The organism is Achromobacter sp. MUI-25009338 (genome assembly GCF_057359325.1).
Genome location: NZ_CM170627.1, coordinates 4,854,856 through 4,880,035, shown reverse-complemented (window position 1 = coordinate 4,880,035; position 25,180 = coordinate 4,854,856). Strand labels below are relative to the sequence as shown.

Genomic DNA, 25,180 nt, shown 5'->3' with positions numbered 1-25,180 from the left:
TCCAGGGCGGGGCCCTCCCGGGGCTCCGCCAATTCGCCTTTTCTCCTATGTTTGCTTTCATACTGCGCCGCCTGCTGCAGGCCGTGGCGGTGATGCTCACCGTCGCGCTGCTGGCATTCGTGCTTTTCCAATACGTCGGCGATCCCGTCACCATCATGCTGGGGCAGGACGCCACCGACGCCGAACGCATGGCACTGCGTGAACGCCTGGGCCTGAACGAGCCGGCCATCGTCCAGTTCGGCCACTTCGTGGCCAACGCCGTGCAGGGCAATTTCGGCATCTCCCTGCGCCAGAGCGAACCCGTATCCGCGCTGCTGAAGTCGCGCCTGCCGGCCACGCTGGAGCTGTCCGTCGTGGCCGCGCTGCTGGCGCTGCTGCTGGGCGTGCCGCTGGGCGTCTACACCGCGCTCAAGCGCAACAGCCTGCTGTCGCAGCTGCTGCTGGCCGGCTCGCTGTTGGGGGTGTCGCTGCCGACCTTCCTGATCGGCATCCTGCTGATCCTGGTGTTTTCCGTGCAACTGGGCTGGCTGCCCAGCTACGGGCGCGGCGATACCGTCGGCATCGGCTGGTGGACGTCGGGGCTGTTCACCGTCACGGGGTGGAAGCACCTGATCCTGCCGTCCATCACGCTGTCGCTGTTCCAGATGACGCTGGTGCTGCGGCTGGTGCGCTCCGAAATGCTGGAGGTGCTGCGTTCGGACTACATCAAGTTCGCGCGCGCCCGCGGCCTGAAGCGCCGCGCCATCCACTTCGGCCACGCGCTGAAGAACACGATGGTGCCGGTCATCACCATCACCGGCCTGCAGCTCGGCGGCATCATCGCCTTCGCCATCGTGACCGAGACGGTGTTCCAGTGGCCGGGCATGGGCCTGCTGTTCATCCAGGCGGTGCAATTCGCCGACGTGCCGGTCATGGCCGCGTACCTGTGCCTGATCGCGCTGGTGTTCGTGGTCATCAACCTGGTCGTCGATCTTCTGTATTTCGTCGTGGACCCGCGCCTGCGCTCCGGGCTGACACGCGGGGGGGCTCACTGATGCGCGCCGTACTCAAACGCTGGTGGGACAGCGACATCGCCTGGGCCTGGCGCCGGGCTCCCGTGGCCATCGCCGCCACCGTGCTGCTGGCGCTGCTGCTCGTCTGTTCCTTCGGGGCCGGCTGGGTGGCGCCGCACAACCCCTTCGACCTGACCAAGGTGGAGCTGCTGGACGCGCTGCTGCCGCCGGTCTGGGAGGCCAACGGGCAGTCCACTTATCTACTGGGCACGGACAGCCAGGGGCGCGACCTGTTTTCGGCCATTCTGTACGGCACGCGCGTGTCGCTGCTGATCGGGCTGGCCTCGGTGCTGCTGTCCATGCTGATCGGCATCGTGCTGGGCCTGGTGTCGGGATACGCGGGCGGGCGGATCGACGCCTTCATCATGCGCGTGGCCGACGTGCAGCTGTCGTTTCCCGCCATCCTGATCGCGCTGCTGATCGACGGCGTGGCGCGTGCCGCCGTGCCGCGCGAAATGCACGAGCTGATCGCCTTTCCCGTGCTGATCGGCTCGATCGCGCTGGCCGGCTGGCCGCAATACGCGCGCACGGTGCGCGGCTCCACGCTGGTGGAGAAGAACCGCGAATACGTGCAGGCGGCGCGGGTCATCGGCGTGGCCTCGCCGGTCATCATGTTCCGCCACGTGCTGCCCAACGTGCTGGGGCCGGTGCTGGTGCTGGCCACCGTGCACCTGGCCACCGCCATCATCACCGAGGCGACGCTGTCGTTCCTGGGCGTGGGAGTGCCGCCGACGGCGCCTTCGCTGGGCACGCTGATCCGCATCGGCAATGACTTCCTGTTTTCCGGAGAGTGGTGGATCACCATTTTCCCGGGCGCGGCGCTGGTGCTGCTGGTGTTGTCCGTCAATCTGCTGGGCGACTGGCTGCGCGACGCGCTCAACCCCAAACTGAATTGAGGTGTCGCGCATGAGCGCTTTACTTGAAGTCCGCAACCTGCGGGTGGAATTTCCCACCCGCCGCGGCACGCTGCGCGCGCTGGACGACGTGTCGTTCTCCATCCAGGAAGGCGAAGTGCTGGGCGTGGTGGGCGAGTCCGGGGCCGGCAAGTCGCTGACCGGCGCGTCCATCATCGGGCTGCTGGAGCCGCCGGGGCGCGTGGCCGCGGGCGAGATCCTGCTGGCCGGCCGCCGCATCGACAACCTGCCCGACGAGCAGATGCGCCGCGTGCGCGGCCGCGAAATCGGCGCGGTGTTCCAGGACCCGCTGACCTCGCTCAATCCGCTGTACACGGTGGGCCGGCAGCTGGCCGAGACCATCGTCACGCATCTGGACATGAGCTGGTCGCAGGCGCGCAACCGCGCCGTCGAGCTGCTGGCGGCCACCGGCATTCCGGCGGCGCGCGAGCGCATCGACCACTATCCGCACCAGTTCTCGGGCGGCATGCGCCAGCGCGTGGTGATCGCGCTGGCTCTGGCGGCCGAGCCCAAGCTGGTGGTGGCCGACGAGCCGACCACGGCGCTGGACGTATCGATCCAGGCGCAGATCATCGAACTGCTCAAGCGCCTGTGCCGAGAGCACGGCACGGCGGTGATGCTGATCACGCACGACATGGGCGTGATCGCCGAAACCGCCGACCGCGTGGCGGTGATGTACGCCGGGCGCGTGGCCGAGATCGGCCCGGTGGCCGACGTCATCCACAAGCCGCGCCATCCTTACACGGCGGGGCTGATGGGCTCCATTCCCACACTGGACGCGCATGCCGACAGGCTGGTGCAGATCGACGGCAGCATGCCGCGGCTGAACGCGATTCCGCCCGGCTGCGCCTTCAATCCGCGTTGCGGGCAGCGCCTGCCGCGCTGCGAGCGCGACCGGCCCGAACTCATGCCCGCAGGCACTTCACAAGCGGCCTGCTGGCTCCATGACGATGCCCCCACGCCGCGCCCGCCGAGCGGGCTTGCTGCCCCCCAAGGGGGCGCTTTTGCCTTGGGGCGGCCCGGCGGCAAAAGAAATACTAAGGAGTCCGCATGAGCACCCCCCTGGTTGAAGTCAAGGACGCGGCCCGCTGGTTCGACGTGTCGCCGCCCTGGCTGGAACGCAAGCTGGCGCGCAAGCCGCAGGTGATGCTGCGCGCCGTGGACGGCGTGTCGTTCGAGATCGCGCGCGGCGAGACCCTGGCGCTGGTGGGCGAATCGGGCTGCGGCAAGTCGACCGTGGCGCGCATGCTGGTCGGCCTGTACGAGCTGACGCGCGGCGACATCCGCTTCGACGGCCAGCCCCTGTCGCGCATGTCGGAGCCGGGCGGACGGGCGCTGCGCAAGCGCCTGCAGATGATTTTCCAGGACCCCTATGCCAGCCTGAATCCGCGCTGGCGGGTCGGACGCATCATCGCCGAGCCCATGCTGACCCATACGCGGATGACGCCCGCCGAGCGCAGCGCCCGCGTCGGCGAGCTGCTGCGGCAGGTCGGTCTGGACCCGGCGGACCAGGGACGCTATCCGCACCAGTTCTCGGGCGGCCAGCGCCAGCGCATCTCGATTGCGCGGGCGCTGGCGGTCAATCCGGAATTCCTGGTGTGTGACGAGCCGACCTCGGCGCTCGACGTGTCGGTGCAGGCCCAGGTGCTGAACCTGATGAAGGACCTGCAGCGCGAGCTGGGGCTGACCTATCTGTTCATTTCCCACAACCTGGCGGTGGTGCACCACGTGGCCGACCGGGTGGGAGTGATGTACCTGGGTCGCATGGTGGAAGTGGCGCCGCGCGACGAGCTGTTCGCGCGGCCGCGGCATCCGTACACGCGGATGCTGCTGCAGGCCATTCCCGACATCAACGGCGCGGGCAAGCCGCGCACGGCGGTGGCGGGCGAGGTGCCGAATCCGCTCAATCCGCCGTCGGGCTGCACGTTCCATCCTCGCTGCCCGCACGCCAATGACCGCTGCAAGCGCGAAGCGCCGGCCGCGCTGGCCTCGGGCGTGTCAGTGGTGGCCTGTCACGCGGTGCAGGAGGGGCGGGTCACGGTGTGATCCGCGCGGGGCGGTCAGTGGCGGCGGGCGTCGCCGTCCGCTTCTTCGCCCTCGTCCTCGTCTTCGTCGTCTTCATCGTCGTCTTCGTCCGGATCTTCCGGCATGGGCTCTTCGGTGAGCGCGAACGGCAGCACGTCTTCCAGGCTGTCGGACCAGGCGGATTCTTCGCCGTCCTGGTCGAGCTTGACGAAGCGCTCGCCTTCGTTGAGCGAGATTTCGATGGCCCAGAGATACAGGCAATCGTAGCTATCGTCGTCGGACGGCGGCAGCCCGCCGCGGTTGCCCAGCAGACGCGCGCCGGGGCCGCCGAGCTGGACGTGGGTCTGCTCGTCGTCGGGCTTGGCGTTCTCGTCCACGGGCACGCCATAGGTGACCCATTCGGTGCCTTCGTCGCCCAGCACCACCTCGGCCAGCACCGGCTTGCCCAGATAGGCACTCAGGGCGTCGGCGGTCTTGGCCAGCATGTCCAGTTCGGCGGCGTTGAAATGGGTCAGGGAAGCTGGGGGAGTGGCGGAGGCGGACATGAGAGGTTCCTGGGCGCGATGAAGCCGCGACGGCACGGCAATACGAAAGTAAACCGTATTGTCTCGCGATCGGCCCGCGCTTGCATCCGACGCTTGGCCGACGCGATTTTCCCGGGTCAGGGCAGGACGTCGCGGCGGCGCGCGCTGTCGGGCGACGTGCCGGTCAGCCGCTGGAACATGGCGATGAAGGCCGACGGCGTGCTGTAGCCCAGCTCATGCGCCACCGACTGGACCGATCTGCCCGCGTCCAGCAGGCCCAGCGCGCTCACGACCCGCAGCCGCTGGCGCCATTCGTTGAAGGACATGCCCAGGTGCTGCTGGCAGCGGCGCAGCAGCGTGCGCTCCGTGACGCCGGCGCTGGCGGCCCAGTGCGCGGCGCCGCGCTTGTCGCCCGGATGCCGCTGCAGCGCCGCCAGGATGGGCGCGAGCAGCGGGTCGCCGGTGGACGGCAGATAGCTGGCGTAGGCGCGCGCCTGGCGCGCCTGGTCGATGACGATCTGCGCCATCCGCCGGTCTTCGGGCGTATCCGGATAGGTGACCGCCCGCCGTTCGAAGTCGGCCAGAATCGCCCGCATCACCGGACTGATCTCCAGCGTGCAGGGCTGTTCGGGCAGGCCGGCGCATGCCGCCGCCGGAATGTCGATGCAGGCGTAATGCACTTCGTCCTGGTTCTGGCAGCAGTGTTCGACGTGCGGCGGTATCCAGATGGCGTACTGCGGCGGAGACAGGTAGCTGACGCCGCCTATGCCGATTTCCATGATGCCGGAGATCGCGAAATTCAGTTCCGCCCATGGCGAGGCATGGCGGCGCATGCGCGAACGGGGCGTGAAATGCAGGATGCGGCAGGCCAGCGGATAGGGCAGGTGGCCGGCAAGCTGCGGCGCGGAATCGGCGGACGGCATGTCGGAACTTCGCAGGATTTGTCTGTTTTTCATTATATACATCGAGTCAGACACGTCCTACACTTGCTCGCTCCCGTTCTGTTTCGATGTCCCCGCCATGCCCACCCCCGCCGCCGCGCACCCGCCCGCCCGTTATCTGCTGTTTCCCCTGCTGGCGGCCCTGATCTGGTCGGTCAACATGATCGTGACCAAGATGGCCGCCGGCGTGATCGCGCCCGCCGCCATCGGGTTCTACCGCTGGGCGCTGGCCGGCGTGATCCTGACCCCGTTCGCGCTGCCCGGCGTATGGGCGCAGCGCCGCCAGATCCGGCCCAACCTGCTGAAGTTCGCGGTGCTGGGCGGGCTGGGCATGGCGCTGTACCAGGGCCTGGCCTATGTGGCGGCCGCCAGCACCACGGCCACCAACATGGGCATCATCACCGCCATGATTCCGCTGATGACCATCGCCGTGGTGGCGGTGGTGCTGCGCGAGCGGCCTTCGGCGATGGCGATGCTGGGCGGCCTGCTGTCGCTGGCCGGCCTGGCGCTGCTGATCGGCGAGGGCGATCCGGCCCGCCTGCTGGCGGTGGGCGCCAATCGCGGCGACGTGCTGATGGGCATAGGCGCGCTGGCGTACGCGCTGTACGGCGTGCTGCTGCGCCGCTGGGCGCTGCCCGTGGGGCCGTGGCAGTCGCTGTACGTGCAGGTCGGCTTCGGCGTGCTGTTCCAGCTGCCGGCCTTCCTGCTGGCGCCGGCCTCGCCGCTCAACGGCGAGAACCTGCCGCTGGTGCTGTACGCCGCGCTGTTTCCGTCGCTGTTCGCGCCTTTCCTGTGGATGCAGGGCGTCAAGCACCTGGGGCCGAACCGCGCCAGCATCTTCCTGAACGTGATGCCGGTGGCCACGGTCGCCATCGCCGCGCTGTTCCTGGACGAAAAGCCGCACGTGTTCCACATCGTCGGCGGCGCGATGGCGCTGGCCGGCGTGACGCTGGCGCAGATGCGCGTCGGCCGCGCGGCGCAGCAGCCCCGCGCGGCCTGACGGCGCGCGCGCCCGCGGGCCGGGGTTCCGGCCTACAATCAGCGGTTTATCAGCTATATCTCCGATACGAGCCCATGGCCCAATACGTCTACACCATGAACCGCGTCGGCAAGATCGTGCCGCCCAAGCGGCAGATCCTGCGCGACATCTCGCTTTCGTTTTTTCCTGGCGCCAAGATCGGCGTGCTGGGCCTGAACGGCTCGGGCAAGTCGACGCTGCTGAAGATCATGGCCGGCGTCGATAAGGAAATCGAGGGCGAAGCCATCCCCATGCCGGGCCTGAACATCGGCTACCTGCCGCAGGAACCGCAGTTGAACCCCGAGCACACCGTGCGCCAGGCGGTCGAGGAAGGCCTGGGCGCCGTCGTCACCGCCAAGAAGCGCCTCGACGAGGTCTATGCCGCCTATGCCGAGCCGGACGCCGATTTCGACGCGCTGGCCGCCGAACAGGCCGAGCTCGAAGCCATCATCGCCGCCGCGGCCTCCAGCGGCGCCGACGACATCGAGCACCAGATGGAAATCGCCGCCGACGCGCTGCGCCTGCCGCCCTGGGACGCCGTGATCGGCAACCTGTCGGGCGGCGAGAAGCGCCGCGTCGCGCTGTGCCGCCTGCTGCTGTCCAAGCCCGACATGCTGCTGCTGGACGAGCCCACCAACCACCTGGACGCCGAAAGCGTGGAATGGCTGGAGCAGTTCCTGCACAAGTTCCCGGGCACCGTGGTGGGCGTGACCCACGACCGCTACTTCCTGGACAACGCGGCCGAATGGATCCTCGAACTGGACCGCGGCCACGGCATTCCCTGGAAGGGCAACTACAGCTCGTGGCTGGAGCAGAAGGAAGACCGCCTCAAGCAGGAAGAGGCCTCGGAATCCGCGCGCCAGAAGACCATCAAGAAAGAACTGGAATGGGTGCGCCAGAACCCCAAGGGCCGCCAGGCCAAGGCCAAGGCGCGTCTGGCCCGCTTCGAGGAACTGTCGTCCTACGAATACCAGAAACGCAACGAAACCCAGGAAATCTTCATTCCCGTGGGCGAGCGCCTGGGCAACGAGGTCATCGAATTCAATAACGTCAGCAAGGCCTACGGCGACCGCCTGCTGATCGACAACCTCAGCTTCAAGGTGCCGCCGGGCGCCATCGTCGGCATCATCGGCGCCAACGGCGCCGGCAAGTCGACGCTGTTCCGCATGATCGCCGGCCGCGAGCAGCCGGACTCGGGCGAGGTCAAGATCGGCCAGACCGTGAAGCTGGCCTACGTGGACCAGTCGCGCGACGCGCTGGAAGACAAGAAGACCGTGTTCGACGCCGTGGCCGACGGCGCCGACCTGCTGACGGTGGGCAAGTTCGAGATGTCCTCGCGCGCCTACCTGGGCCGCTTCAACTTCAAGGGCGGCGACCAGAACAAGCTGGTGGGCCAGCTGTCCGGCGGCGAACGCGGCCGCCTGCACATGGCCAAGACGCTGATCGCCGGCGGCAACGTGCTGTTGCTTGACGAACCGTCCAACGACCTCGACGTCGAAACGCTGCGCGCGCTGGAAGACGCGTTGCTGGAGTTCCCCGGCAGCGTCATGGTGATCAGCCACGACCGCTGGTTCCTGGACCGTATCGCCACTCACATCCTGGCTTTCGAAGGCGATTCGCAAGTGGTGTTCTTCGACGGCAACTACCAGGAATACGAAGCGGACAAGAAGCGCCGCCTGGGCGAAGAGGGCGCCAAGCCCAAGCGCCTGCGGTACAAGGCCTTGAAGTAGGATGGGTGCAGCGCGAGAATCCTTAAGCAAGAACCCAGGTATCGAGCGCGCGTAACCCATCAGGCGGCGCCAGCCGCCGCCTTTCGTGGCAAGAGACGAATGCCGGCTTTCGCCGGCCGATGGGTTACGCGCGCTGGATACCGGAATTCTTGTCCACGTGTCCGCGCGCTGCACCCATCCTACAATCACCATCACGCCCGCAACCGCAACCCGGCGCCTTCCTTCAGGAGTCCAGACCATGCTGCTTTCCGCCGCCGATTCCACCTTGCTGATCGTCGACATGCAGGGACGGCTGATGCCGGTGATCCACGAAGGCCAGGCCGTGCTCGACGCCGCGCACAAGCTGGCGCAGGCCGCGCGGCTGCTGGACGTGCCGGTGGCCGCCACCGAGCATCACGCCAAGATGCTGGGCGCGACGGTCGAGCCGCTGCGCGCGCAGGTGCAGACCACTTTCCAGAAAATGCATTTCTCTTCGGCGCTCGAACCCGGTTTCGAGGCCTGGCTGCCGGCGGGACGCAAGACGGTGCTGGTGGCGGGTTGCGAGGCGCACATCTGCGTGCTGCAGACCGTGATCGGCCTGCTCGACCTGGGCTATCACGCGGCCCTGGTCAGCGATGCCGCGGGTTCGCGCAAGCCGTCCGACCATCACGCCGCGCTGCGCCGCGCGCGCGCCCACGGCGCTGAAATCGTCACGTCGGAAATGGCGATTTTCGAGTGGATGCGCACTTGCGAGCACCCGCGCTTCCGCGAGGTGTTACGTCTGGTCAAATAGCGCCGGCCGCCTGCAACACAGTCCCCGGGGGATGCAAAGATTCTCTCGCCCTTTGACACAATTCATGGGCAAACCTAACAGCCAGCGCAAGAATATTTTGCGATCCTGAAGGTTCCAAACCCGCAAGGGAACCGCGTGCTCGCGTCCTGTTTCATAGGCGCGGTCCCGGGTATGAGAATAGGAACTACACCATGAAAATCGCATCTCTCTCCAAAATCTGTGTCGCGCTGGCGATGACCGCCGCCATGGCCGGCTGCTCTTCCTGGGACGGCATGAGCCATCGCCAGAAAAGCGCCGTCGGCGGCGCTGCGTTGGGCGGCGTGGCTGGCGCCGTGATCACCAACGGCGGCGTCCTCGGTACGGTGGGCGGAGCGGCGATCGGCGGCGTGATCGGCGATCAGGTCGGCAAGCGGCGCTAAGCGCGGCCCGCCCCATGCAAAACGCCCGGCATCGCCGGGCGTTTTTTGTGGCCGCGCGGGGGCGGTCTCAGGTTTCGTTCTGCGGCATTTCGATCTTCACCTCCAGCACTTCCAGCGTGTCCTGGCGTTCCAGGTGCACCTTGATGTCGTTGGGGTTGATCTTCACGTATTTCGAGATGACGGCGATCAGTTCCTGCTGCAGCTGCGGCAGGTAGTCGGGCGAGTCGCCGCGGCCGCGCTCGTGGGCCAGAATGATCTGCAACCGCTCCTTGGCGACGGAAGCGGAGGTCTTCTTTTGACCGAGTAGAAACGACAGGAAGGACATTGCTTACTTGCCTCCGAACAGGCGTTTCAGGAAACCGGGCTTTTCATAATCGGTAAAGCGCAGGGCCTTGTCTTCGCCAAGGTAACGGGCCACGACGTCCTTGTAGGCTTCGGAGACGTCGGAGTCTTTCAGGTGGATGGCCGGCAGGCCCTGGTTCGACGCCTGCAGCACCGATTCCGATTCGGGGATGACGCCGATCAGCTTGATGCGCAGGATGTCTTCGATATCGGTCAGCGACAGCATTTCGCCGTCGACCACGCGCTTGGGGCTGTAGCGCGTCAGCAGCAGGTATTCCTTGACCGGCTCGTCGCCCTCGACCGCGCGCTTGGACTTGGCCGACAGGATGCCCAGGATGCGGTCGGAGTCGCGCACGGACGAGACTTCCGGGTTGGTCACGACCAGCGCGTCGTCGGCGAAGTAGGCGGCCATCAGCGCGCCCGTCTCGATGCCGGCGGGCGAGTCGCAGACGATGTACTCGAAGCCCATGCCCTTGAGGTCGTTGATGACCTTTTCCACGCCTTCCTGCGTCAGCGCGTCCTTGTCGCGCGTTTGCGAGGCCGGCAGGATGAACAGGTTCTCGAGCTGCTTGTCCTTGATGAGCGCCTGGTTGAGCGTGGCTTCGCCCTGGATCACATTGACGAAGTCGTACACCACGCGGCGCTCGCAGCCCATGATCAGGTCGAGGTTGCGCAGGCCGACGTCGAAGTCGATGACCGCGGTTTTGTGGCCCCGCATCGCGAGTCCCGCAGAAAAACTGGCGCTGGTCGTGGTCTTGCCCACGCCGCCTTTGCCGGAAGTCACCACAACAATGCGTGTCATGACGATCAAACCCTTATGTTCGAATAAATCGCGTTATCGTAAAGCAAAAAGCCTTTGTAAGGCTTCTTACAGGATGTGTTGAAAGTTGCGCAGTCGCAATGCCGGCGCCGGTTCCAGGCCCGCGCGGCTCACGCCTTCAAGGCCTCGATGCGCAGCGTGTCGCCGTCCAGCCGCACCAGCGCCGGCTGGTTCTGCAGGCTGCGGTCCAGCTTGTCCTCGACCACCCGGTAGACGCCGGCCACGGCCAGCAGCTCGGCATCCAGATGCGTGGTGAAGACGCGCGCCGACGTGTCGCCGCGCGCGCCGGCCATGGCCTTGCCGCGCAGGGGGCCGTAGACGTGCACGTTGCCGTCGGCGATGACTTCGGCGCCCTGGCTCACCATGCCGATCACCACCAGGTCGGTGTGCCGCGCATAGACGCGCTGGCCGGAACGCAGGGGCCGGGTGATGACCAGCGCCGACGACGAATGCGGCACGGCGGGCGTGGGGCTGGCGGCCGCGGTGGCGCCGCTGGCTTCGCGCTCGGGCAGGGGCTCGCTGTCGGGCTTGGCCGCGGCCGGTTCGGCCGGCGCGGGCGCGGTTTCGATGGCGGCGGCCGGCACCGAAGGCACGGGCGTGGCGACGTCGTTGGGCGGCGCGGTGTCGATGACCGGGGCCGGACGGGCCGCGGGCGTGGACAGCTCCACCGGGGTCAGCCCGGCGGCGCGGGCGGCCTCCAGGTTGGCGCCTTCGGCCACGACGCCGATGGGGGGCAGGTTATGGCCCCGCAGCGCCGCCAGCAGGGCGGTCCAGTCGATGGTCTCTTCGACGCGGCTGGCGTCGATGACCACCGGTTCGTTCTCGAAGAAGCTGCCGGCGTCCGTCATGCGCTTGGCCAGGGCGGCTTCCAGGCGTTCGGGATCGGCGCTGTGCAGAACCACCCTGATCGCATACAGAGTGGCGCTTTTGAAGTCCAGGGCTAGGGATTCAGTGTTCATCTTGGTCGTGGCTGCTGGCGGTCCGGGCGTCTGAAACGGCAGGCGCGCGGCCGGCTGCGGGATGTCGGGCATGATAACCCGCCGTACGTCCCAGGGGAGTGTTTCCGCAGGGGGAGCGGGCAAGGAAAAGGCGCCTTGCGGCGCCTTTCGCGGACAGTGCGGATCCGGGGCGCCTCAGCCCTGGGCCCAGGAGTCGCGCAGGGTCACGATCCGGTTGAGCACCGGCGCCTCGGGCGTGGAATCCTTGGCGTCGGCCACGAAGTAGCCCAGGCGCTCGAACTGCCAGGTCGCGCCCGGCGAGGCCACGGTGCCCGGTTCCAGCCAGGCCGTGACGGTCTGCTTGGAATTCGGGTTCAGGCAGGTCAGGAAGTCCTTGTCGCCGGCGTCGGGACGCGGGTCGGCGAACAGCCGGTCGTACAGGTGGATCTGGGCGGGCACCGCGTGGGCCGCGCTGACCCAGGTGATGTTGCCCTTGACCTTGACGCTGTCGGCGCCCGGCGTGCCGCTCTTGGTGTCGGGCAGGTACTCGGCATGGACCTCGACGACCTCGCCCGCTTCGTTCTTGACGAAGCCGGTGCAACGCACCACGTAGCCGTACTTCAGGCGCACGGTGTTGCCCGGGAACAGGCGGAAGTACTTCTTGGGGGCTTCCTCGCGGAAATCGTCGCGTTCGATCCAGAGCTCGCGCGACAGCGGGAACTCGCGCTGGCCGGCCTGCGGATCGTGCGGGTTGCGCGGCGCGGTACAGATCTCGCTCTGGCCTTCCGGATAGTTGGTGAGGACCAGCTTGATCGGGTCCAGCACCGCCACCGAACGGGCGGCCACCGGGTCCAGGTCGTCGCGCACGGCCTGTTCGAGCAGGCTGTAGTCGATGCGCGAGTCGGACTTGGAAACCGCGGTGCGGTCGCAGAACAGGCGGATCGACGACGGCGTGTAGCCGCGGCGGCGCAGGCCGAAGATAGTGGGCATGCGCGGGTCGTCCCAGCCGTCCACGTAGCCTTCGCGCACCAGCTGCAGCAGCTTGCGCTTGCTGGTGACGACGTAGCTGAGATTCAGGCGCGCGAATTCATACTGGTGCGGCAGCGGGCGGGCCAGCTTGCCCAGCTCGGCCAGGCGTTCCAGGATCCAGTCGTAGAACGGACGCTGGTCTTCGAACTCCAGCGTGCAGACGCTGTGCGTGATGCCTTCGAGCGCGTCTTCGACCGGATGCGCCCAGCTGTACATCGGATAGATGCACCACTGGTCGCCGGTGCGGTGGTGGGTGGCGTGGCGCACGCGGTACATGACCGGGTCGCGCAGGTTGATGTTGGGCGAAGCCATGTTGATCTTCGCGCGCAGCACCAGGCTGCCGTCGGGATGCTTGCCATCGCGCATTTCGCGCAGCAGGGCCAGCGATTCCGCGGCCGGGCGGTCGCGCCAGGGCGAGTTGACGCCGGGCTCGGTCAGCGTGCCGCGGTTGGCGCGGATCTCCTCGGCGCTCTGTTCGTCGACGTAGGCATGGCCGGCCTCGATCAGCGCTTCGGCGAACTCGTACATGTAGCCGAAGTAGTCGCTCGCGAAATACAGGTTGTCGTTGCCGTCGGCCTTCCAGTCGAAGCCCAGCCAGTGCACGGCCTCGATGATGGCGTCGACGTATTCCTGGTCTTCCTTTTCGGGATTGGTGTCGTCGAAGCGCAGGTGGCAGACGCCGCCGAAGTCGCGCGCCAGCCCGAAGTTCACGCAGATGCTCTTGGCGTGGCCGATGTGCAGGTAGCCGTTGGGCTCCGGCGGAAAGCGCGTGCGGATGCGGGCCGGATCCAGGCCGCCCTGCTGTTGCTGCGCCGCCGGGCCAGGCTTGCCGGCCCAACGCTTGCCAGCGTAGCGGTTGGCGTCGAGATCGTCCTGGACGATGTTCAGCAGGAAGTTTGAGGCGGCGGGGGTCGGCGTCGTGGCGGAGGTCATTCTTGAAAGAATAGGAAAAAGCGGCGACAAAGCGTCAATTTTGCCATGTTCCGCCGCAGATCCCTTTTCAGGGCTGGCGCAACCGGTTTCAAACTGTCCCCACAGTCTTGTAACTGGCTCTACACTACGGCCCATCATGGACATATCCACCTTATCCCTGGCCCGCGCGCAGTTCGTGGCCAGCCTGAGTTTCCTGGCGCTGTTCCTGGCTGTTTCCCTGGCGCTCGCCTGGGTGCTGCTGTTTTTCAAGGTCCGGGCGCGCTGGTCCGGCCTGCCCGGCTGGACGGCCGCCTACCGCTTCTGGGTGCGCATCTTCGCGCTCGCCTTCGTGCTGACGCTGGCGGCCAGCGTGCCCGTGCTGATCCAGCTGGGCAGCCTGTGGGCCGGGCTGATGGACAAGGTCGGCAACGTGGCCGGCCCCTTGCTCGGCTACGGCATTCTTTCCGTGTTCATCCTGAAATCGTGTTTCCTGGGCGTGATGCTGTTCGGCCAGCGGCGCGTGTCCGACGGCGCGCACACGATGGCCGTGCTGATGGTGGCGGTGGGGCAGCTGGTGGCGGTGTTCTGGGTGCTGGCCCTGCAATCCTGGATGCAGACGCCCGACGGCGCGCTGCTGGTCGACGGCCGCTACCAGGTCTACGACTGGGTGGCCGTGGTGCTGAACCCCTCGGTGGGGTGGCGCATGGCCGTGGTGGCGGTGGGCGCGGCGCTGGCCGCCTCGTTCCTGATGATGGGCGTGACCGCCTTGCAGGCGCTGCGCCGCCCGCTGGGCGACGGCGAGCGCAACGCGTTCAAGACCGCGCTGGTGGTCGCGCTGGTAGCCGCCTTCCTGCAGATCCCGGTCGCGACCGGCGCCGGCCAGCTGGTCGCCAAGCTGCAGCCGGCCAAGGCGGCCGCGGCGGCCGGCTACTGGGAAAGCGGCGCCGAGCCGGAGCTGGTGCTGTTCGGCTGGCCCGACGCCCGCAACCATCGCAACCTGGCCGACGTGACCGTGCGCAATGCGGGCGGGATGTGGCTGCACCGCAATCCTGACGGCACCTACCAGGGGCTGGACAAGTATTCGGGCATGCTGCCGCCGGTCGCGCTCACCTTCCTGTCGCTGCGCGTGGCGGCCGGGCTGGGCCTCTTGATGCTGGCCGTGGCCTGCGTGACCTTTCTGTGGACGTTCCGGCGCGGGCTGGACCTGTCCACGCTGCCGCGCTGGTGGCAGCGGGTGGTGTGCGGCATGATGTTCTCGGGCGGCATCGCCGTGGTGGCGGGCTGGTGGGTGTCGGTGATCGGGCTGCAGCCCTTCGTGGTCAACGGCACCGTCACCCAATCGGAAGTGCTGGGTTCGGTTTCGTCCAACACCGTGCTGTACGGCCTGATCGGCTACGGCGTGTTGTACGCCGTGCTGCTGGCCGCATTCGCCGGCATGCTGTTTCACGCGGCGCGCTACGGCGTGGTGCCGGTGCGCAAGCTGGCCGGAGGTGCGCCATGATCGCCATGCTGGCCGCTTCGCAAGGCCTCAATCCCGACGACCCCTCGTTCTGGATGCCGCTGGCGTTCATGGCGCTGCTGTTCGTGGTGATCGCCGCGGGCATGGTGCTCGATGGCTTCGACCTGGGCGTGGGCATCCTGCTGCAGCTCGCGCCCGAGCACGAGCGCGGCCGCATGATGAGCCTGCTGAGTCCGTGGCGCGACGCCAACGAGTTCTGGCTGCTGCTGGGCATGGGGCTGTTCGCCTCGGCCTTTCCGTTCGCCTGGGGCGCGGTGCTGGGCAAGCTCTACGGGCCGCTCACCTGCATGGTGCTGGGCGTGGTGCTGCGCAGCGTGGCGTTCGAATTCCGCATCCGCGCGCGCAACGAAATGAAGCCGCGCTGGATCTTCGGCTTCTGGGCCGGCTCGCTCATCACCGCCTTCGGCCAGGGCATGCTGCTGGGCCGCATCGCCACCGGCTACCAGTCCGACGCCGGCTACGGCTGGTTCTCGGTGTTCGTGGGCCTGTGCGCGGTGGCGGCCTATATCCTGCTGGGCGCGGCCTGGCTGGTCATGCGGGTCGACGGCGACCTGCAGCGGCGCGCGGCCAACTGGGCGCGCCACGCCATCCGCTGGACGGCGGTGGGCATGGTGTCGATCGCGGTGACGCTGGGGCTGGCCAACGCCGGCATCTTCTACAAATGGAGCAACATCGCCCACCTGAGCGTGGCCGCCACGGTCTGGGTGCTGATGCTGGCCGGCTTCGTCGCGGCCGAAATGCTGCTGGCGCGGCTGCCCGGCAAGGCGGACCGTTTCAGCTGGCTGCCCTTCGTGCTGTGCGTGGCCCTGTTCCTGCTGATGCTGAGCGGCCTGGCCTACAGCCTGTTCCCCTATCTGATCCTGGACGACATGACGATCTGGGACGGCGCGGGCGCGCTGGGCTCGATGCGGCTGGTCCTGGCCGGCGCGGTCGTGGGCGTGCCGGTGGTGCTGGTGTTCAACATCCTGGCCTACCGCTCGGTGTTCGGCAAGGAACGCCCGCCGGTGCCGCTGCTGCCGCCGCCGGCGTGAGGGGTGGGGGCGGCCGTGATGCCGATTTGATGCGGGCCGGGATGCCGACTGGGATGCTGGCCGTGATGTCGACGGTGATGCCGGCCGTGATGCCGACGGTGATGCCGGCCGTGATGCTTGCGTAGGATGGGTGCAGCGCGAGGGGATTTGGAAAAGGACGCGGGCCTCCAGCGCGCGGAACCCATCGGCCGGCGCAAGCCGGCATTTGTCTCTTGCCTCGAAAAGCGGCGGCTTGCGCCGCCTGATGGGTTACGCGCGCTCGACAGCTGAGTTCTTGCTTAAGAATTCTCGCGCTGCACCCATCCTACGGCCCCCCGCCAACCACACCCTCATCAAACGATCGGCCTGGACACCCGCTGCAGGATTTCCTCGCCGTAGGCTTCCAGCTTGCGCGCGCCCACGCCGCTGATGTGGCTCAGCGCGTCCATGGAGTCGGGCTGGGCCAGCGCGATTTCGCGCAGCGTGGCGTCGTGGAAGATGACGTAGGCCGGCACGCCGTGGCTCTTGGCCACTTCGCCGCGCCAGGCGCGCAAGGCTTCGAAGACGGGCTGCAGTTCGGGCGGCAGGTCGATGGCGGCGGCCTTGGGGCGGCCGCTGCCGGTCTTGCCCGAGCGCGGTTTCTTTTCCGATTCGCGGCGCAGCATCAGCTGGCGCTCGCCCTTGAGCACGGCGCGGCTGCCTTCGGTCAGGGCCAGCGTGCCGTAGCCTTCGTTGTCCACGGTCAGCAGGCCCTGCGCCAGCAGCTGGCGCAGCACGCCGCGCCATGCGGTGTCGCTGAGGTCGGCGCCCACGCCGAAGACGCTCAGGGTTTCATGGCCGTGCTGCCTGGTGCGGTCGGTGACCTTGCCGCGCAGGATGTCGATGATGTGGCCGGCGCCGTAGCGCTGGCCGCGTTCCTTCCATAGCCGGTAGACGGCCGACAGCACTTTCTGCGCCGCGATGGTGCCGTCCCAGGCCTGGGGCGGGTCGAGGCAGACGTCGCAGTTGCCGCAGGCCGTGATCTGCTGGCCGAAGTAGGCCAGCAGCCGCACGCGCCGGCATTCCACGGTTTCGCACAGCCCCAGCATGGCGTCGAGCTGCTGGCCCAGGCGCCGGCGGTAGGCGTCGTCGCCGGGCGATTCGTCGATCATGCGGCGCTGCTGCACCACGTCCTGCAGGCCGTAGGCCAGCCAGGCGGTGGCGGGCAGGCCGTCGCGGCCGGCGCGGCCGGTTTCCTGGTAATAGCCTTCCACGGACTTGGGCAGGTCGATGTGCGCGACGAAGCGCACGTCGGGCTTGTCGATGCCCATGCCGAAGGCGATGGTGGCCACCATGACCACGCCGTCCTCGCGCAGGAAGCGCGCCTGGTTGGCCGCGCGCACCTGTGCGCTGAGCCCGGCGTGGTAGGGCATGGCGTCCACGCCCTGGTTGCACAGGAATTCGGCGGTCTCTTCCACCCGCGCGCGCGACAGGCAGTAGACCACGCCCGATTCGCCTTCGTGTTCGGTGCGGATCAGGTCCAGCAGCTGCTTGCGTACCTCGTTTTTCTCGACGATGCGGTAGCGGATGTTGGGGCGGTCGAAGCTGGCGACGAAGTGGCGCGCCTCGTCCAGCGACAGGCGCTGCGCGATTTCGCGGCGGGTGGCGTCGGTGGCGGTCGCGGTAAGCGCGATGCGCGGCACGTCGGGCCAGCGCTCGTGCAGCATCGACAGGCCCAGGTATTCCGGCCGGAAGTCGTGGCCCCATTGGGACACGCAGTGGGCCTCGTCGATGGCGAACAGCGCGATGCGGCCGCGTTCCAGCAATTGCAGGCAGCGGTCGGTCAGCAGGCGTTCGGGCGCCACGTAGAGCAGATCCAGCTCGCCGGCCAGGAAGGCCTGTTCGACCTCGCGGGCCACGCGCCATTCCTGGGTGGAGTTCAGGTAGGCGGCGCGCACGCCCAGTTCGGTCAGGGCGTCGACCTGGTCCTGCATCAGGGCGATGAGCGGCGACACCACGATGCCGGTGCCTTCGCGCACCAGCGAGGGCACCTGGTAGCAGAGCGATTTGCCGCCGCCGGTGGGCATGAGCACCAGCGCGTCGCCGCCGCCGATCACCTGATCGACAATGGCTTGCTGGTCGCCGCGGAAGGATTCGTAACCGAAAACGCGCTGCAATACGCTGAGGGCGCGCGCGTCAGACATGGGGGTAGGCCGGAAGCATCATGGCAGGGATTTTAAGCCCCAAATCCCGCGGCCCGTCGCGCCAGGGAGATTTCCGTCCGCTACCAGTTCAGCCAGGTGCCGCGCATGAAGGTGTCGACCGGCATGCTGAGGTTGGCGCGCCACTCGTAGTCGCCCGACAGGATGTCGCGGTCGGCGCCGACGGCCAGCTGGACCTTGGGCGCCACGAACATGCTGTGCGACAGCCCGACGCGCTGTTCGGCCTGGGTCGAGCCTTCGCGCAGGCCCGAATAGGTGCCGCTGAAGGTGCCCCAGCCCGAAATGGGGACGCCCGCCGACAGCGTGTTGCGGGTCTGGCCCGTGGCGGCCGCGCCGTCGGCATACATGGACAGGTCGCCGAAACCCGCGCCCACCTGTTCGGCCGTATAGCCCAGGTGGACCAGGTTGGCCACCTCCACGTTGTAGCCGAAGCGGTAGCGCCAGGCGTTGACCGCGTCGAACGAGCTTTGCGTGGCCCCGGCCTGGAAGGTGCCGTATTCGCCGGCGGCGTAGGTGGTGCCCATGCCGCGGGTGGTGAGCGAAGGCGCACTCTGCATCTGGCCTTCCAGGGTGAGGGCCGGCGTGAGGCCGTAGCGCACGCTGCCGCTGCCTGCCGAGGCCCCGTAGTCGACGGCGCCCGAGCGCGCCGCCGGGTCCATGTTGTTGAGCAGGCCCACGGACGAGGAATAGCCGAAGGCGCCTTCGGCGATGGTGGGGCCCGTCCCGGCCCAGTTCGAGATCTGCAGCCCGCCCACGGGGGCGCCGCTGCCCCAGGCCGGGGCGGCGGCGGTGACGTTGCCGACTGCGATGGAGGGGCCGGCCGTGTTGCGGTAGACCCAGTTGCGGCTGCCGCCATAGCGCAGGCCGTCCTGGCCGCTGACCGAGGCGAACCAGGGCCGGGACGGGCGCGCCACACCCGAGATCACCACCACGGGAATGTCGCCTTCCTCCAGCGCGAAGGAGTAGTCGGGCGCGGGCTCCTCGGGGGCGGTGAGGGCGCGGCAGTCGACCGCCGGCGGCCGGACGTCGCCCGACAGCTCGGCCCCGGTGCCGGGAATGCTCAGTTCCGGCGTCTGGCCGTCGCCGCCGCCGTGCACGCGGGTGTCGATGGCGGGTTCCAGGGTCTGCAGATCGCAGGGGGAGGGGTCCAGCGGCACCGCGCGCGCGCCGATGGCGGGCGCGGGACGCACGGGGATGGTCTGGACCGGCGCCAGCGCGCCGATGCCGCGCACCCAGCCGGCCGGCGTGCCGGACGCGGGCAGCAGGGCGTCCGCCGCGCTGCCGGCAGCGGCCGGCAGCGGGCCCAGCGCGGCTGCGGCCAGGATTGCGCGCAGCAGCCAGTTTCGCCGGAAGAATGCAGGGGCGGGCATAGGAACCAGTGTAGAAAGGGAGCGCCGCGGATGCTGTGAACGTTCATGGGCTGTCCGCGGCTGGGCAGGATTCATTTTATCGCCTCGATCGGCTTCCGATAAAAGCGCCGGAAACGGCGTTCTACATCGTGCAACAGGTATATTTCAGTTGATTTCCTGCCTCTTGCGGCCCGACGCGCCGCGCCCCACTATGGCATCCATGGACAATCCCCACACCAAGCTGCTGGTCGTCGACGACGATCCGGCCCTGCGGCAGCTGCTTGCCGACTACCTGAACCGGCACGGCTACGACACGCTGCTGGCGCCCGACGCCACCGACCTGTCGGCCCGCATCACCCGTTACGCGCCCGACCTGCTGGTGCTCGACCGCATGCTGCCCGGCGGCGACGGCGCCGACGCCTGTCGCCGCCTGCGCGAACAGGGCGAGGACATCCCCGTCATCCTGCTGACCGCCCGCGACGAGGCGGTGGACCGCATCATCGGCCTGGAGGCCGGCGCCGACGATTACGTCGGCAAGCCTTTCGATCCGCGCGAACTGCTGGCCCGCATCGAGGCCGTGCTGCGCCGCAAGCGCGGCCCGTCCGCCCTGACCAAGGACGCGCCGGTCTCGTTCGGCCCGTTCCTGTTCGATCCGTCCACGCGCCAGCTCTCGCGCGACGGCACCGTGGTCAAGCTGACGGGCGGCGAGATCAACCTGCTCGAAGCGCTGGTGCGCAATGCCGGCAAGCCCTTGTCGCGCGAACGCCTGCTGGCCCTGGCGCGCGACGACGACGCCGGCGAACGCAACGACCGCGCCATCGACATCGCCATCCTGCGCCTGCGCCGCGTGATCGAGGACGATCCCAAGCAGCCGCGCTGGATCCAGACGGTCTGGGGCATCGGCTACCGGTTTTCGCCCTAGAGCCCCGTCCCGATGCGCTTTTCTCCCGGTTTCCTGATGCCGCGCTCGCTACGGGCGAGGCTGATCCTGCTGATCCTGGGCGCGGTGCTGCTGACGCAGGCGGCCACGCTGGTGACGGTGTCCTACTTCCGCCACAAGTTCATGGAAGAGGTGGCGATCGGCTACATCGTCACCACCATCCGCACGCTGCGGGCCGCCGTGTCGCAGGTGCCGGCCGACGAACGCGCCGATTTCGTGCGCACGGCCTCGCAGAACCAGTGGCGCCTGTGGTCGCGCGTGCTGCCGGCGGAAGCCAAGCTGCAGCGTTTCAACGGCCGCCGCGCCAAGCCGCCGCCCAAGCCCGCGCCCACGCCGCCGTCGGCCGATCCGCAGCTGCACGGCCCGCCGGCGCCGCCGCCGCCCGAAGTGCGCGACGACGACCGCGAAGAACGCCGCGCGGAGCAGGAGTTCAGGCGGCGCCACAAGCCCGAGCCGGACGACATCCGCCAGGACCTGCGCGGGCTGGTGCAGCAGCTCAACGAGCGGCTCAACGACGGCACGCGCGTGGCCCTGTCGCGCGGGCCCACGCCGGAAATCTTCATTTCGCTGGCCCCCAATTCCAACACCGAGGACGTGCCGCGTCTGCGCGAGTGGCTGGTGATCCCGCTGGACCGGCTCGACCCGCCCGTGACCACGCCCTTCATCGCCGCCTGGCTGGGCGGGCTGGGCCTGCTGCTGCTCCTGGCCGTGGGTTTTTCCTGGCACATCACGCGCCCGATCACGCGGCTGGCCGACGCCGCCGACCGGCTGGCCGCGGGGCAGCCGCAGCGGGTCGACCCCTCGGGGCCGCACGAGACGCGGGTGCTGGGCGAGCGCTTCAACGCCATGCTGGACGCGCTGGCCGAATCCGATTCGGTGCGCCGCACGCTGCTGTCCGGCCTGCCGCACGACCTCAAGGGGCCGCTGTCGCGGATGTGGCTGCGCATCGAGCTGGCCGACGATTCCAAGCTCAAGGAAGGCCTGCGCGCCGACCTGCAGGACATGCAGCACATGGTCGACCAGTTCATCGGCTTCGTGCGCGGAACCGACCCGGCCGCCTACCGCTACGCCTCGATGGTGCTGGGCGACTGGCTGATCGAGCGCGTGGGCGCCTGGCAGGGGGCGGGCACCGACATCCGCCTGCGCAACGGCGCCGACGACGACGCGGCGCTGGTGGTGCAGGCCGACGCGGTGGCGCTGGGCCGGCTGCTGGACAACCTGATCGGCAACGCCCTGAACCACGGCGCGCCGCCGGTCGACGTGACGCTGAGCCGCGAAGGGCGCTACGCGGTGCTGGACGTGGCGGACCACGGCGCCGGCATCGCGCCGGAGCGCCGCCGCGAGGCGCTGCGCCCGTTCAGCCGGCTCGACGACGCGCGCACGCGCACCGGCAGCGTCGGGCTGGGCCTGGCCCTGGCCGAGGCCATCGCGCGCGCCCACGGCGGCTCACTGGAGCTGCGCGCGGCCGATTCCGGCGGCCTGTGCGTGCGGGTGCGGCTGCCCCTGTCGGAAACCGCCTAGGGTTACGGTACGATGCATCCTGCTTCGTCCTTTGCCGTTTCCGCACCATGGCCATCCAGTCCGATTCGCTTTCCTCCCGCCCCGACGCCCCCCGTATCGTGGCGCCGCAGCCGGTATCTCCCAACGAGGAGTCGATCGAACGCGCGCTGCGGCCCAAGGCCCTGGACGAGTACGTGGGGCAGCAGCGCGCCCGCGAACAGCTCGAAATCTTCATCGCCGCCGCCAGAAAGCGCGGCGAGGCGCTGGACCACGTGCTGCTGTTCGGCCCGCCGGGCCTGGGCAAGACCACGCTGGCCCACATCATCGCCCATGAAATGGGCGTGCAGCTGCGCCAGACCTCCGGCCCGGTGCTGGAGCGCCCGGGCGACCTGGCCGCGCTGCTGACCAATCTCGAAAAGAACGACGTCCTCTTCATCGACGAGATCCACCGCCTGTCGCCCGTGGTCGAGGAAATCCTCTATCCGGCGCTGGAGGACTTCCAGATCGACATCCTGATCGGCGAAGGGCCGGCCGCGCGCAGCGTCAAGCTGGACCTGCAGCCCTTCACGCTGGTGGGCGCGACCACGCGCGCCGGCATGCTGACCAATCCGCTGCGCGACCGCTTCGGCATCGTCTCGCGGCTGGAGTTCTACGACGCCGCCGACCTGGGCCGCATCGTCACGCGCAGCGCCGGCCTGCTCAACGCCGGCATCACGCCGGAAGGCGCGGCCGAGGTGGCGCGCCGCGCCCGCGGCACGCCGCGCATCGCCAACCGGCTGCTGCGCCGCGTGCGCGACTACGCCGAGGTCAAGGCCGGCGGCATCATCGACGCGGACGTGGCCGGCCGCGCGCTGGCCATGCTGGAAGTCGACCCGCAGGGGCTGGACCTGATGGACCGCAAGCTGCTCGAAGCCATCGTCCACAAGTTCGACGGCGGCCCCGTGGGCGTGGACAGCCTGGCCGCGGCCATCGGCGAAGAGCGCGACACCATCGAGGACGTGATCGAACCCTACCTGATCCAGCACGGCTACCTGCAGCGCACGCCGCGCGGACGCACGGCCACGCTGACGACCTGGCGCCACCTGGGGCTGACCCCGCCGGCCGGCAGCGCCAGCGGATCGGGCGACCTGTTCGGCAAATAGGCCCGCCCGCGCCCGAGGGGCGGCGGCGGGTTTATCATCCTGGGGTTCCGTTTCCCTTCAAGGACCGATTCCCCATGCAGCCCGAATTGCCCTCTTACGACGACGTCGCGCGCGCCAGCGAGCGCCTGGCCGGCAACGCGCACCGCACGCCGGTGCTGACCTCGGCCACCGCCGACGCGATCAGCGGCGCCTCGCTGTTCTTCAAGTGCGAGAACTTCCAGCGCATGGGCGCCTTCAAGTTCCGCGGCGGCTACAACGCGATCGCGCGCCTGACGCCCGAACAGCGGGCCGCGGGCGTGGTCACGTTCTCGTCGGGCAACCATGCCCAGGCCATCGCGCTGGCCTCCAGGCTGCAGGGCGTGCAGGCCACCATCATCATGCCGCTGGACGCGCCGGCGGCCAAGCGCGCCGCCACCGAGGGCTACGGCGGCAAGATCGTCACCTACGACCGCTACACCGAGGACCGCGAGGCCATCGCGCGCCGCATCCAGGCCGAGACCGGCGCCACGCTGATCCCGCCCTACGACCACGCCGATGTCATCGCCGGCCAGGGCACCGCGGCCAAGGAGCTGTTCGAGGACGTGGGCGAGCTGGACTATCTGTTCGTCTGCCTGGGCGGCGGCGGGCTGCTGGCCGGCTCGGCCTTGTCCGCCTACGCGCTGAGCCCGCGCTGCCTGGTCTACGGGGTCGAGCCCGAGGCCGGCAACGACGGCCAGCAGTCCCTGCGCAAGGGTGAAGTCGTCCGCATTCCGGCGCCCAAGACCCTGGCCGACGGCGCCGCCACCACGCACCTGGGCAATCTGACCTTCCCGCTGATCCAGAAGCACGTGCGCGACATCGTCACGGTGACCGACGAGCAGCTGGTCGCCACCATGAAATTCTTCGCGGAACGCATGAAGATGGTGGTCGAGCCCACCGGCTGCCTGGGCGCGTCCGCGGTGATGCAGAACGTGGTGCCGGTGCGCGGCGCCCGGGTCGGGGTGATCATCAGCGGCGGCAACGTCGATCTCCCGGCCTACGCCAGACTGCTGGCGGGCTGACGCACGCCGGCGGCGGCCGGCGCGGCCGGCCGCCGATGCGCGCTTGCGGTTGTCGCCCGTGCAGGGCAGAATCGGGGCTGAATCCTGACGAACAGGGGCTGCGCATGCGTATTCTTGTCATTGGCGGCACCGGTTTCATCGGTCGCCACCTGATCGCGCGGCTCAGCGCGCAGCCGCAACAAATCATCGTGCCCACCCGCCGTTTCAGCCGTGGGCGCGATCTGCAGATCTTCCCCACCGTCACCCTGCTCGAACGCGACGTCCACGACGACGCCACGCTGGACGCGCTGGCGCGCGGCTGCGACGCGGTCGTCAACCTGGTGGGCATCCTGCATGGCAATTCAGGCCGGCCCTATGGCTCGGACTTCGCGCGGGCGCACGTGCTGCTGCCGCAGCGCATCGCGCAGGCCTGCCGCCGCCAGGGCGTGCCGCGCCTGCTGCACGTCAGCGCGCTGGGCGCCGACCCGCAGGGCGACAGCATGTACCAGCGCTCCAAGGGCGATGGCGAGGCCGCCATCAAGCAGGAATTCGCCGGCTGGCGCGAAGGCGGCTGGACCATCTTCCGTCCCTCCGTCGTGTTCGGCCCCGACGACCAGTTCACCAATATGTTCGCCCGGCTGGCGCGCTGGCTGCCGGTGCTGCCGCTGGCCGGCGCCCACGTGCGCATGCAGCCGGTGTACGTGGGCGACGTGGTGGCCGCGCTGATGGCGGCGCTGCGCGACCCCGGCGCCCGCGGCAAGACCTATGAACTGGGCGGCCCGCAGGTCTATACGCTGGGCGAGATCGCGCGCCTGTGCGCCGCCTGGAGCGGCCATCCGCGGCCGGTGCTCAACATGCCGATGGGCGTGGGCCGCATGCAGGCCATGCTGTTCGAATGCCTGCCCGGCACGCCGCTGATGTCGCGCGACAACCTGGACTCCCTGCGCCGCGACAACGTCTGCGGCGGGCCGATAGCGCCCGAGCTGCACGTGGTGCCGACCGGCCTGGAAGCCGTCGCGCCGCGGTATCTGTGACGGGCGGCGCAAACCGCGGTCTTTCGCGGC

At 68.7% G+C, this 25,180-nt stretch carries 23 protein-coding genes; 15 read left to right on the top strand and 8 right to left on the bottom strand.

Features of this window, described 5'->3' with window-relative positions; all coding sequences use genetic code 11:
- Positions 1 to 47 precede the first annotated feature (47 nt).
- From AC1IQ6_RS23095 to AC1IQ6_RS23080, 4 genes are read left to right on the top strand one after another with little or no spacing between them, the layout of a single operon-like run.
- On the top strand, positions 48 to 1,034 hold the full coding sequence (locus tag AC1IQ6_RS23095) for an ABC transporter permease (protein ID WP_102775550.1): 987 nt from the start codon (positions 48 to 50) through the stop codon (positions 1,032 to 1,034).
- A complete protein-coding gene (locus AC1IQ6_RS23090) occupies positions 1,034 to 1,948 on the top strand; it encodes an ABC transporter permease (RefSeq protein ID WP_102775551.1) in 915 nt (304 codons plus the stop codon). The genes AC1IQ6_RS23095 and AC1IQ6_RS23090 overlap by 1 nt, the downstream gene beginning before the upstream one ends.
- Before the next feature lie 10 nt (positions 1,949 to 1,958).
- A complete protein-coding gene (locus AC1IQ6_RS23085; RefSeq protein WP_102775653.1) occupies positions 1,959 to 3,020 on the top strand; it encodes an ABC transporter ATP-binding protein in 1,062 nt (353 codons plus the stop codon).
- Positions 3,017 to 4,012, top strand: coding sequence for an ABC transporter ATP-binding protein (locus tag AC1IQ6_RS23080; protein ID WP_485865356.1), 996 nt, complete (start codon positions 3,017 to 3,019; stop codon positions 4,010 to 4,012). The genes AC1IQ6_RS23085 and AC1IQ6_RS23080 overlap by 4 nt, the downstream gene beginning before the upstream one ends.
- A 14-nt stretch (positions 4,013 to 4,026) precedes the next feature.
- Here the strand turns inward: AC1IQ6_RS23080 and AC1IQ6_RS23075 are convergent, their stop codons facing one another.
- Both AC1IQ6_RS23075 and AC1IQ6_RS23070 read right to left on the bottom strand, forming a co-directional pair.
- Positions 4,027 to 4,536, bottom strand: a complete 510-nt coding sequence (locus tag AC1IQ6_RS23075; protein ID WP_102775553.1) for a hypothetical protein — start codon at positions 4,534 to 4,536, stop codon at positions 4,027 to 4,029.
- A gap of 116 nt (positions 4,537 to 4,652) precedes the next feature.
- The gene (locus AC1IQ6_RS23070; RefSeq protein WP_102775554.1) at positions 4,653 to 5,438 is read right to left on the bottom strand and encodes an AraC family transcriptional regulator; all 786 of its coding nucleotides are present in this window, start codon (positions 5,436 to 5,438) and stop codon (positions 4,653 to 4,655) included.
- A 97-nt stretch (positions 5,439 to 5,535) separates the two neighbouring features.
- Between AC1IQ6_RS23070 and AC1IQ6_RS23065 the strand changes: the two genes are divergently transcribed.
- The 4 genes from AC1IQ6_RS23065 (at position 5,536) to AC1IQ6_RS23050 (ending at position 9,395) form a co-directional block, all read left to right on the top strand.
- Positions 5,536 to 6,456, top strand: coding sequence for a DMT family transporter (locus tag AC1IQ6_RS23065; protein WP_485865355.1), 921 nt, complete (start codon positions 5,536 to 5,538; stop codon positions 6,454 to 6,456).
- Between the two features lie 74 nt (positions 6,457 to 6,530).
- A complete protein-coding gene (gene ettA, locus AC1IQ6_RS23060) occupies positions 6,531 to 8,204 on the top strand; it encodes an energy-dependent translational throttle protein EttA (protein WP_102775556.1) in 1,674 nt (557 codons plus the stop codon).
- Positions 8,205 to 8,442: 238 nt separating this feature from the next.
- The gene (locus AC1IQ6_RS23055) at positions 8,443 to 8,976 is read left to right on the top strand and encodes an isochorismatase family protein (protein ID WP_102775557.1); all 534 of its coding nucleotides are present in this window, start codon (positions 8,443 to 8,445) and stop codon (positions 8,974 to 8,976) included.
- A 191-nt stretch (positions 8,977 to 9,167) separates the two neighbouring features.
- Positions 9,168 to 9,395, top strand: a complete 228-nt coding sequence (locus AC1IQ6_RS23050) for a YMGG-like glycine zipper-containing protein (protein ID WP_102775558.1) — start codon at positions 9,168 to 9,170, stop codon at positions 9,393 to 9,395.
- Between the two features lie 67 nt (positions 9,396 to 9,462).
- Here the strand turns inward: AC1IQ6_RS23050 and minE are convergent, their stop codons facing one another.
- From minE to AC1IQ6_RS23030, 4 genes are all read right to left on the bottom strand, one after another.
- Entirely contained in the window at positions 9,463 to 9,720 is a 258-nt protein-coding gene (gene minE, locus AC1IQ6_RS23045) for a cell division topological specificity factor MinE (protein WP_102775559.1), read from the bottom strand.
- Between the two features lie 3 nt (positions 9,721 to 9,723).
- On the bottom strand, positions 9,724 to 10,539 hold the full coding sequence (gene minD / locus AC1IQ6_RS23040; RefSeq protein ID WP_102775560.1) for a septum site-determining protein MinD: 816 nt from the start codon (positions 10,537 to 10,539) through the stop codon (positions 9,724 to 9,726).
- Positions 10,540 to 10,667: 128 nt separating this feature from the next.
- Positions 10,668 to 11,516 carry a septum site-determining protein MinC gene (gene minC / locus AC1IQ6_RS23035; RefSeq protein WP_102775654.1) on the bottom strand — a complete coding sequence of 283 codons (849 nt, stop codon included), beginning with the start codon at positions 11,514 to 11,516 and terminating at the stop codon, positions 10,668 to 10,670.
- Between the two features lie 174 nt (positions 11,517 to 11,690).
- A complete protein-coding gene (locus AC1IQ6_RS23030; RefSeq protein WP_485865354.1) occupies positions 11,691 to 13,457 on the bottom strand; it encodes a glutamine--tRNA ligase/YqeY domain fusion protein in 1,767 nt (588 codons plus the stop codon).
- A 136-nt stretch (positions 13,458 to 13,593) separates the two neighbouring features.
- Between AC1IQ6_RS23030 and AC1IQ6_RS23025 the strand changes: the two genes are divergently transcribed.
- Complete coding sequence (locus AC1IQ6_RS23025; protein ID WP_479730469.1) at positions 13,594 to 14,937, top strand: cytochrome ubiquinol oxidase subunit I; 1,344 nt, start codon at positions 13,594 to 13,596, stop codon at positions 14,935 to 14,937.
- Complete coding sequence (locus AC1IQ6_RS23020; protein ID WP_102775563.1) at positions 14,934 to 15,986, top strand: cytochrome d ubiquinol oxidase subunit II; 1,053 nt, start codon at positions 14,934 to 14,936, stop codon at positions 15,984 to 15,986. Before AC1IQ6_RS23025 ends, AC1IQ6_RS23020 begins: the two co-directional genes overlap by 4 nt.
- 332 nt (positions 15,987 to 16,318) lie before the next feature.
- Here the strand turns inward: AC1IQ6_RS23020 and recQ are convergent, their stop codons facing one another.
- Positions 16,319 to 18,148, bottom strand: a complete 1,830-nt coding sequence (recQ, locus tag AC1IQ6_RS23015; protein WP_485865353.1) for a DNA helicase RecQ — start codon at positions 18,146 to 18,148, stop codon at positions 16,319 to 16,321.
- Between the two features lie 80 nt (positions 18,149 to 18,228).
- Positions 18,229 to 19,536, bottom strand: a complete 1,308-nt coding sequence (locus tag AC1IQ6_RS23010) for a fimbrial protein (protein ID WP_485865352.1) — start codon at positions 19,534 to 19,536, stop codon at positions 18,229 to 18,231.
- 199 nt (positions 19,537 to 19,735) lie between these two features.
- Between AC1IQ6_RS23010 and AC1IQ6_RS23005 the strand changes: the two genes are divergently transcribed.
- The 5 genes from AC1IQ6_RS23005 (at position 19,736) to AC1IQ6_RS22985 (ending at position 25,150) form a co-directional block, all read left to right on the top strand.
- Positions 19,736 to 20,437, top strand: a complete 702-nt coding sequence (locus tag AC1IQ6_RS23005; RefSeq protein WP_102775566.1) for a response regulator — start codon at positions 19,736 to 19,738, stop codon at positions 20,435 to 20,437.
- A 12-nt stretch (positions 20,438 to 20,449) separates the two neighbouring features.
- Positions 20,450 to 21,976 (top strand): sensor histidine kinase RisK, encoded by a 1,527-nt coding sequence (gene risK / locus AC1IQ6_RS23000; RefSeq protein WP_485865351.1) that lies wholly within the window; start codon positions 20,450 to 20,452, stop codon positions 21,974 to 21,976.
- A 47-nt stretch (positions 21,977 to 22,023) separates the two neighbouring features.
- Positions 22,024 to 23,097: a Holliday junction branch migration DNA helicase RuvB gene (gene ruvB, locus AC1IQ6_RS22995; protein WP_102775567.1), complete on the top strand. Its 1,074-nt coding sequence runs from the start codon at positions 22,024 to 22,026 to the stop codon at positions 23,095 to 23,097.
- A gap of 74 nt (positions 23,098 to 23,171) precedes the next feature.
- Positions 23,172 to 24,137 (top strand): threo-3-hydroxy-L-aspartate ammonia-lyase, encoded by a 966-nt coding sequence (locus tag AC1IQ6_RS22990; RefSeq protein WP_102775568.1) that lies wholly within the window; start codon positions 23,172 to 23,174, stop codon positions 24,135 to 24,137.
- Between the two features lie 104 nt (positions 24,138 to 24,241).
- Entirely contained in the window at positions 24,242 to 25,150 is a 909-nt protein-coding gene (locus AC1IQ6_RS22985) for a complex I NDUFA9 subunit family protein (RefSeq protein ID WP_102775569.1), read from the top strand.
- Positions 25,151 to 25,180: the final 30 nt, after the last annotated feature.

Coding starts and splice junctions, on each gene's coding strand:
- AC1IQ6_RS23095 (WP_102775550.1), top strand. CDS start 48: ATGTTTGCTTTCATACTGCGCCGCCTGCTGCAGGCCGTGGCGGTGATG.
- AC1IQ6_RS23090 (WP_102775551.1), top strand. CDS start 1,034: ATGCGCGCCGTACTCAAACGCTGGTGGGACAGCGACATCGCCTGGGCC.
- AC1IQ6_RS23085 (WP_102775653.1), top strand. CDS start 1,959: ATGAGCGCTTTACTTGAAGTCCGCAACCTGCGGGTGGAATTTCCCACC.
- AC1IQ6_RS23080 (WP_485865356.1), top strand. CDS start 3,017: ATGAGCACCCCCCTGGTTGAAGTCAAGGACGCGGCCCGCTGGTTCGAC.
- AC1IQ6_RS23075 (WP_102775553.1), bottom strand. CDS start 4,536: ATGTCCGCCTCCGCCACTCCCCCAGCTTCCCTGACCCATTTCAACGCC.
- AC1IQ6_RS23070 (WP_102775554.1), bottom strand. CDS start 5,438: ATGCCGTCCGCCGATTCCGCGCCGCAGCTTGCCGGCCACCTGCCCTAT.
- AC1IQ6_RS23065 (WP_485865355.1), top strand. CDS start 5,536: ATGCCCACCCCCGCCGCCGCGCACCCGCCCGCCCGTTATCTGCTGTTT.
- ettA (WP_102775556.1), top strand. CDS start 6,531: ATGGCCCAATACGTCTACACCATGAACCGCGTCGGCAAGATCGTGCCG.
- AC1IQ6_RS23055 (WP_102775557.1), top strand. CDS start 8,443: ATGCTGCTTTCCGCCGCCGATTCCACCTTGCTGATCGTCGACATGCAG.
- AC1IQ6_RS23050 (WP_102775558.1), top strand. CDS start 9,168: ATGAAAATCGCATCTCTCTCCAAAATCTGTGTCGCGCTGGCGATGACC.
- minE (WP_102775559.1), bottom strand. CDS start 9,720: ATGTCCTTCCTGTCGTTTCTACTCGGTCAAAAGAAGACCTCCGCTTCC.
- minD (WP_102775560.1), bottom strand. CDS start 10,539: ATGACACGCATTGTTGTGGTGACTTCCGGCAAAGGCGGCGTGGGCAAG.
- minC (WP_102775654.1), bottom strand. CDS start 11,516: ATGAACACTGAATCCCTAGCCCTGGACTTCAAAAGCGCCACTCTGTAT.
- AC1IQ6_RS23030 (WP_485865354.1), bottom strand. CDS start 13,457: ATGACCTCCGCCACGACGCCGACCCCCGCCGCCTCAAACTTCCTGCTG.
- AC1IQ6_RS23025 (WP_479730469.1), top strand. CDS start 13,594: ATGGACATATCCACCTTATCCCTGGCCCGCGCGCAGTTCGTGGCCAGC.
- AC1IQ6_RS23020 (WP_102775563.1), top strand. CDS start 14,934: ATGATCGCCATGCTGGCCGCTTCGCAAGGCCTCAATCCCGACGACCCC.
- recQ (WP_485865353.1), bottom strand. CDS start 18,148: ATGTCTGACGCGCGCGCCCTCAGCGTATTGCAGCGCGTTTTCGGTTAC.
- AC1IQ6_RS23010 (WP_485865352.1), bottom strand. CDS start 19,536: ATGCCCGCCCCTGCATTCTTCCGGCGAAACTGGCTGCTGCGCGCAATC.
- AC1IQ6_RS23005 (WP_102775566.1), top strand. CDS start 19,736: ATGGACAATCCCCACACCAAGCTGCTGGTCGTCGACGACGATCCGGCC.
- risK (WP_485865351.1), top strand. CDS start 20,450: ATGCGCTTTTCTCCCGGTTTCCTGATGCCGCGCTCGCTACGGGCGAGG.
- ruvB (WP_102775567.1), top strand. CDS start 22,024: ATGGCCATCCAGTCCGATTCGCTTTCCTCCCGCCCCGACGCCCCCCGT.
- AC1IQ6_RS22990 (WP_102775568.1), top strand. CDS start 23,172: ATGCAGCCCGAATTGCCCTCTTACGACGACGTCGCGCGCGCCAGCGAG.
- AC1IQ6_RS22985 (WP_102775569.1), top strand. CDS start 24,242: ATGCGTATTCTTGTCATTGGCGGCACCGGTTTCATCGGTCGCCACCTG.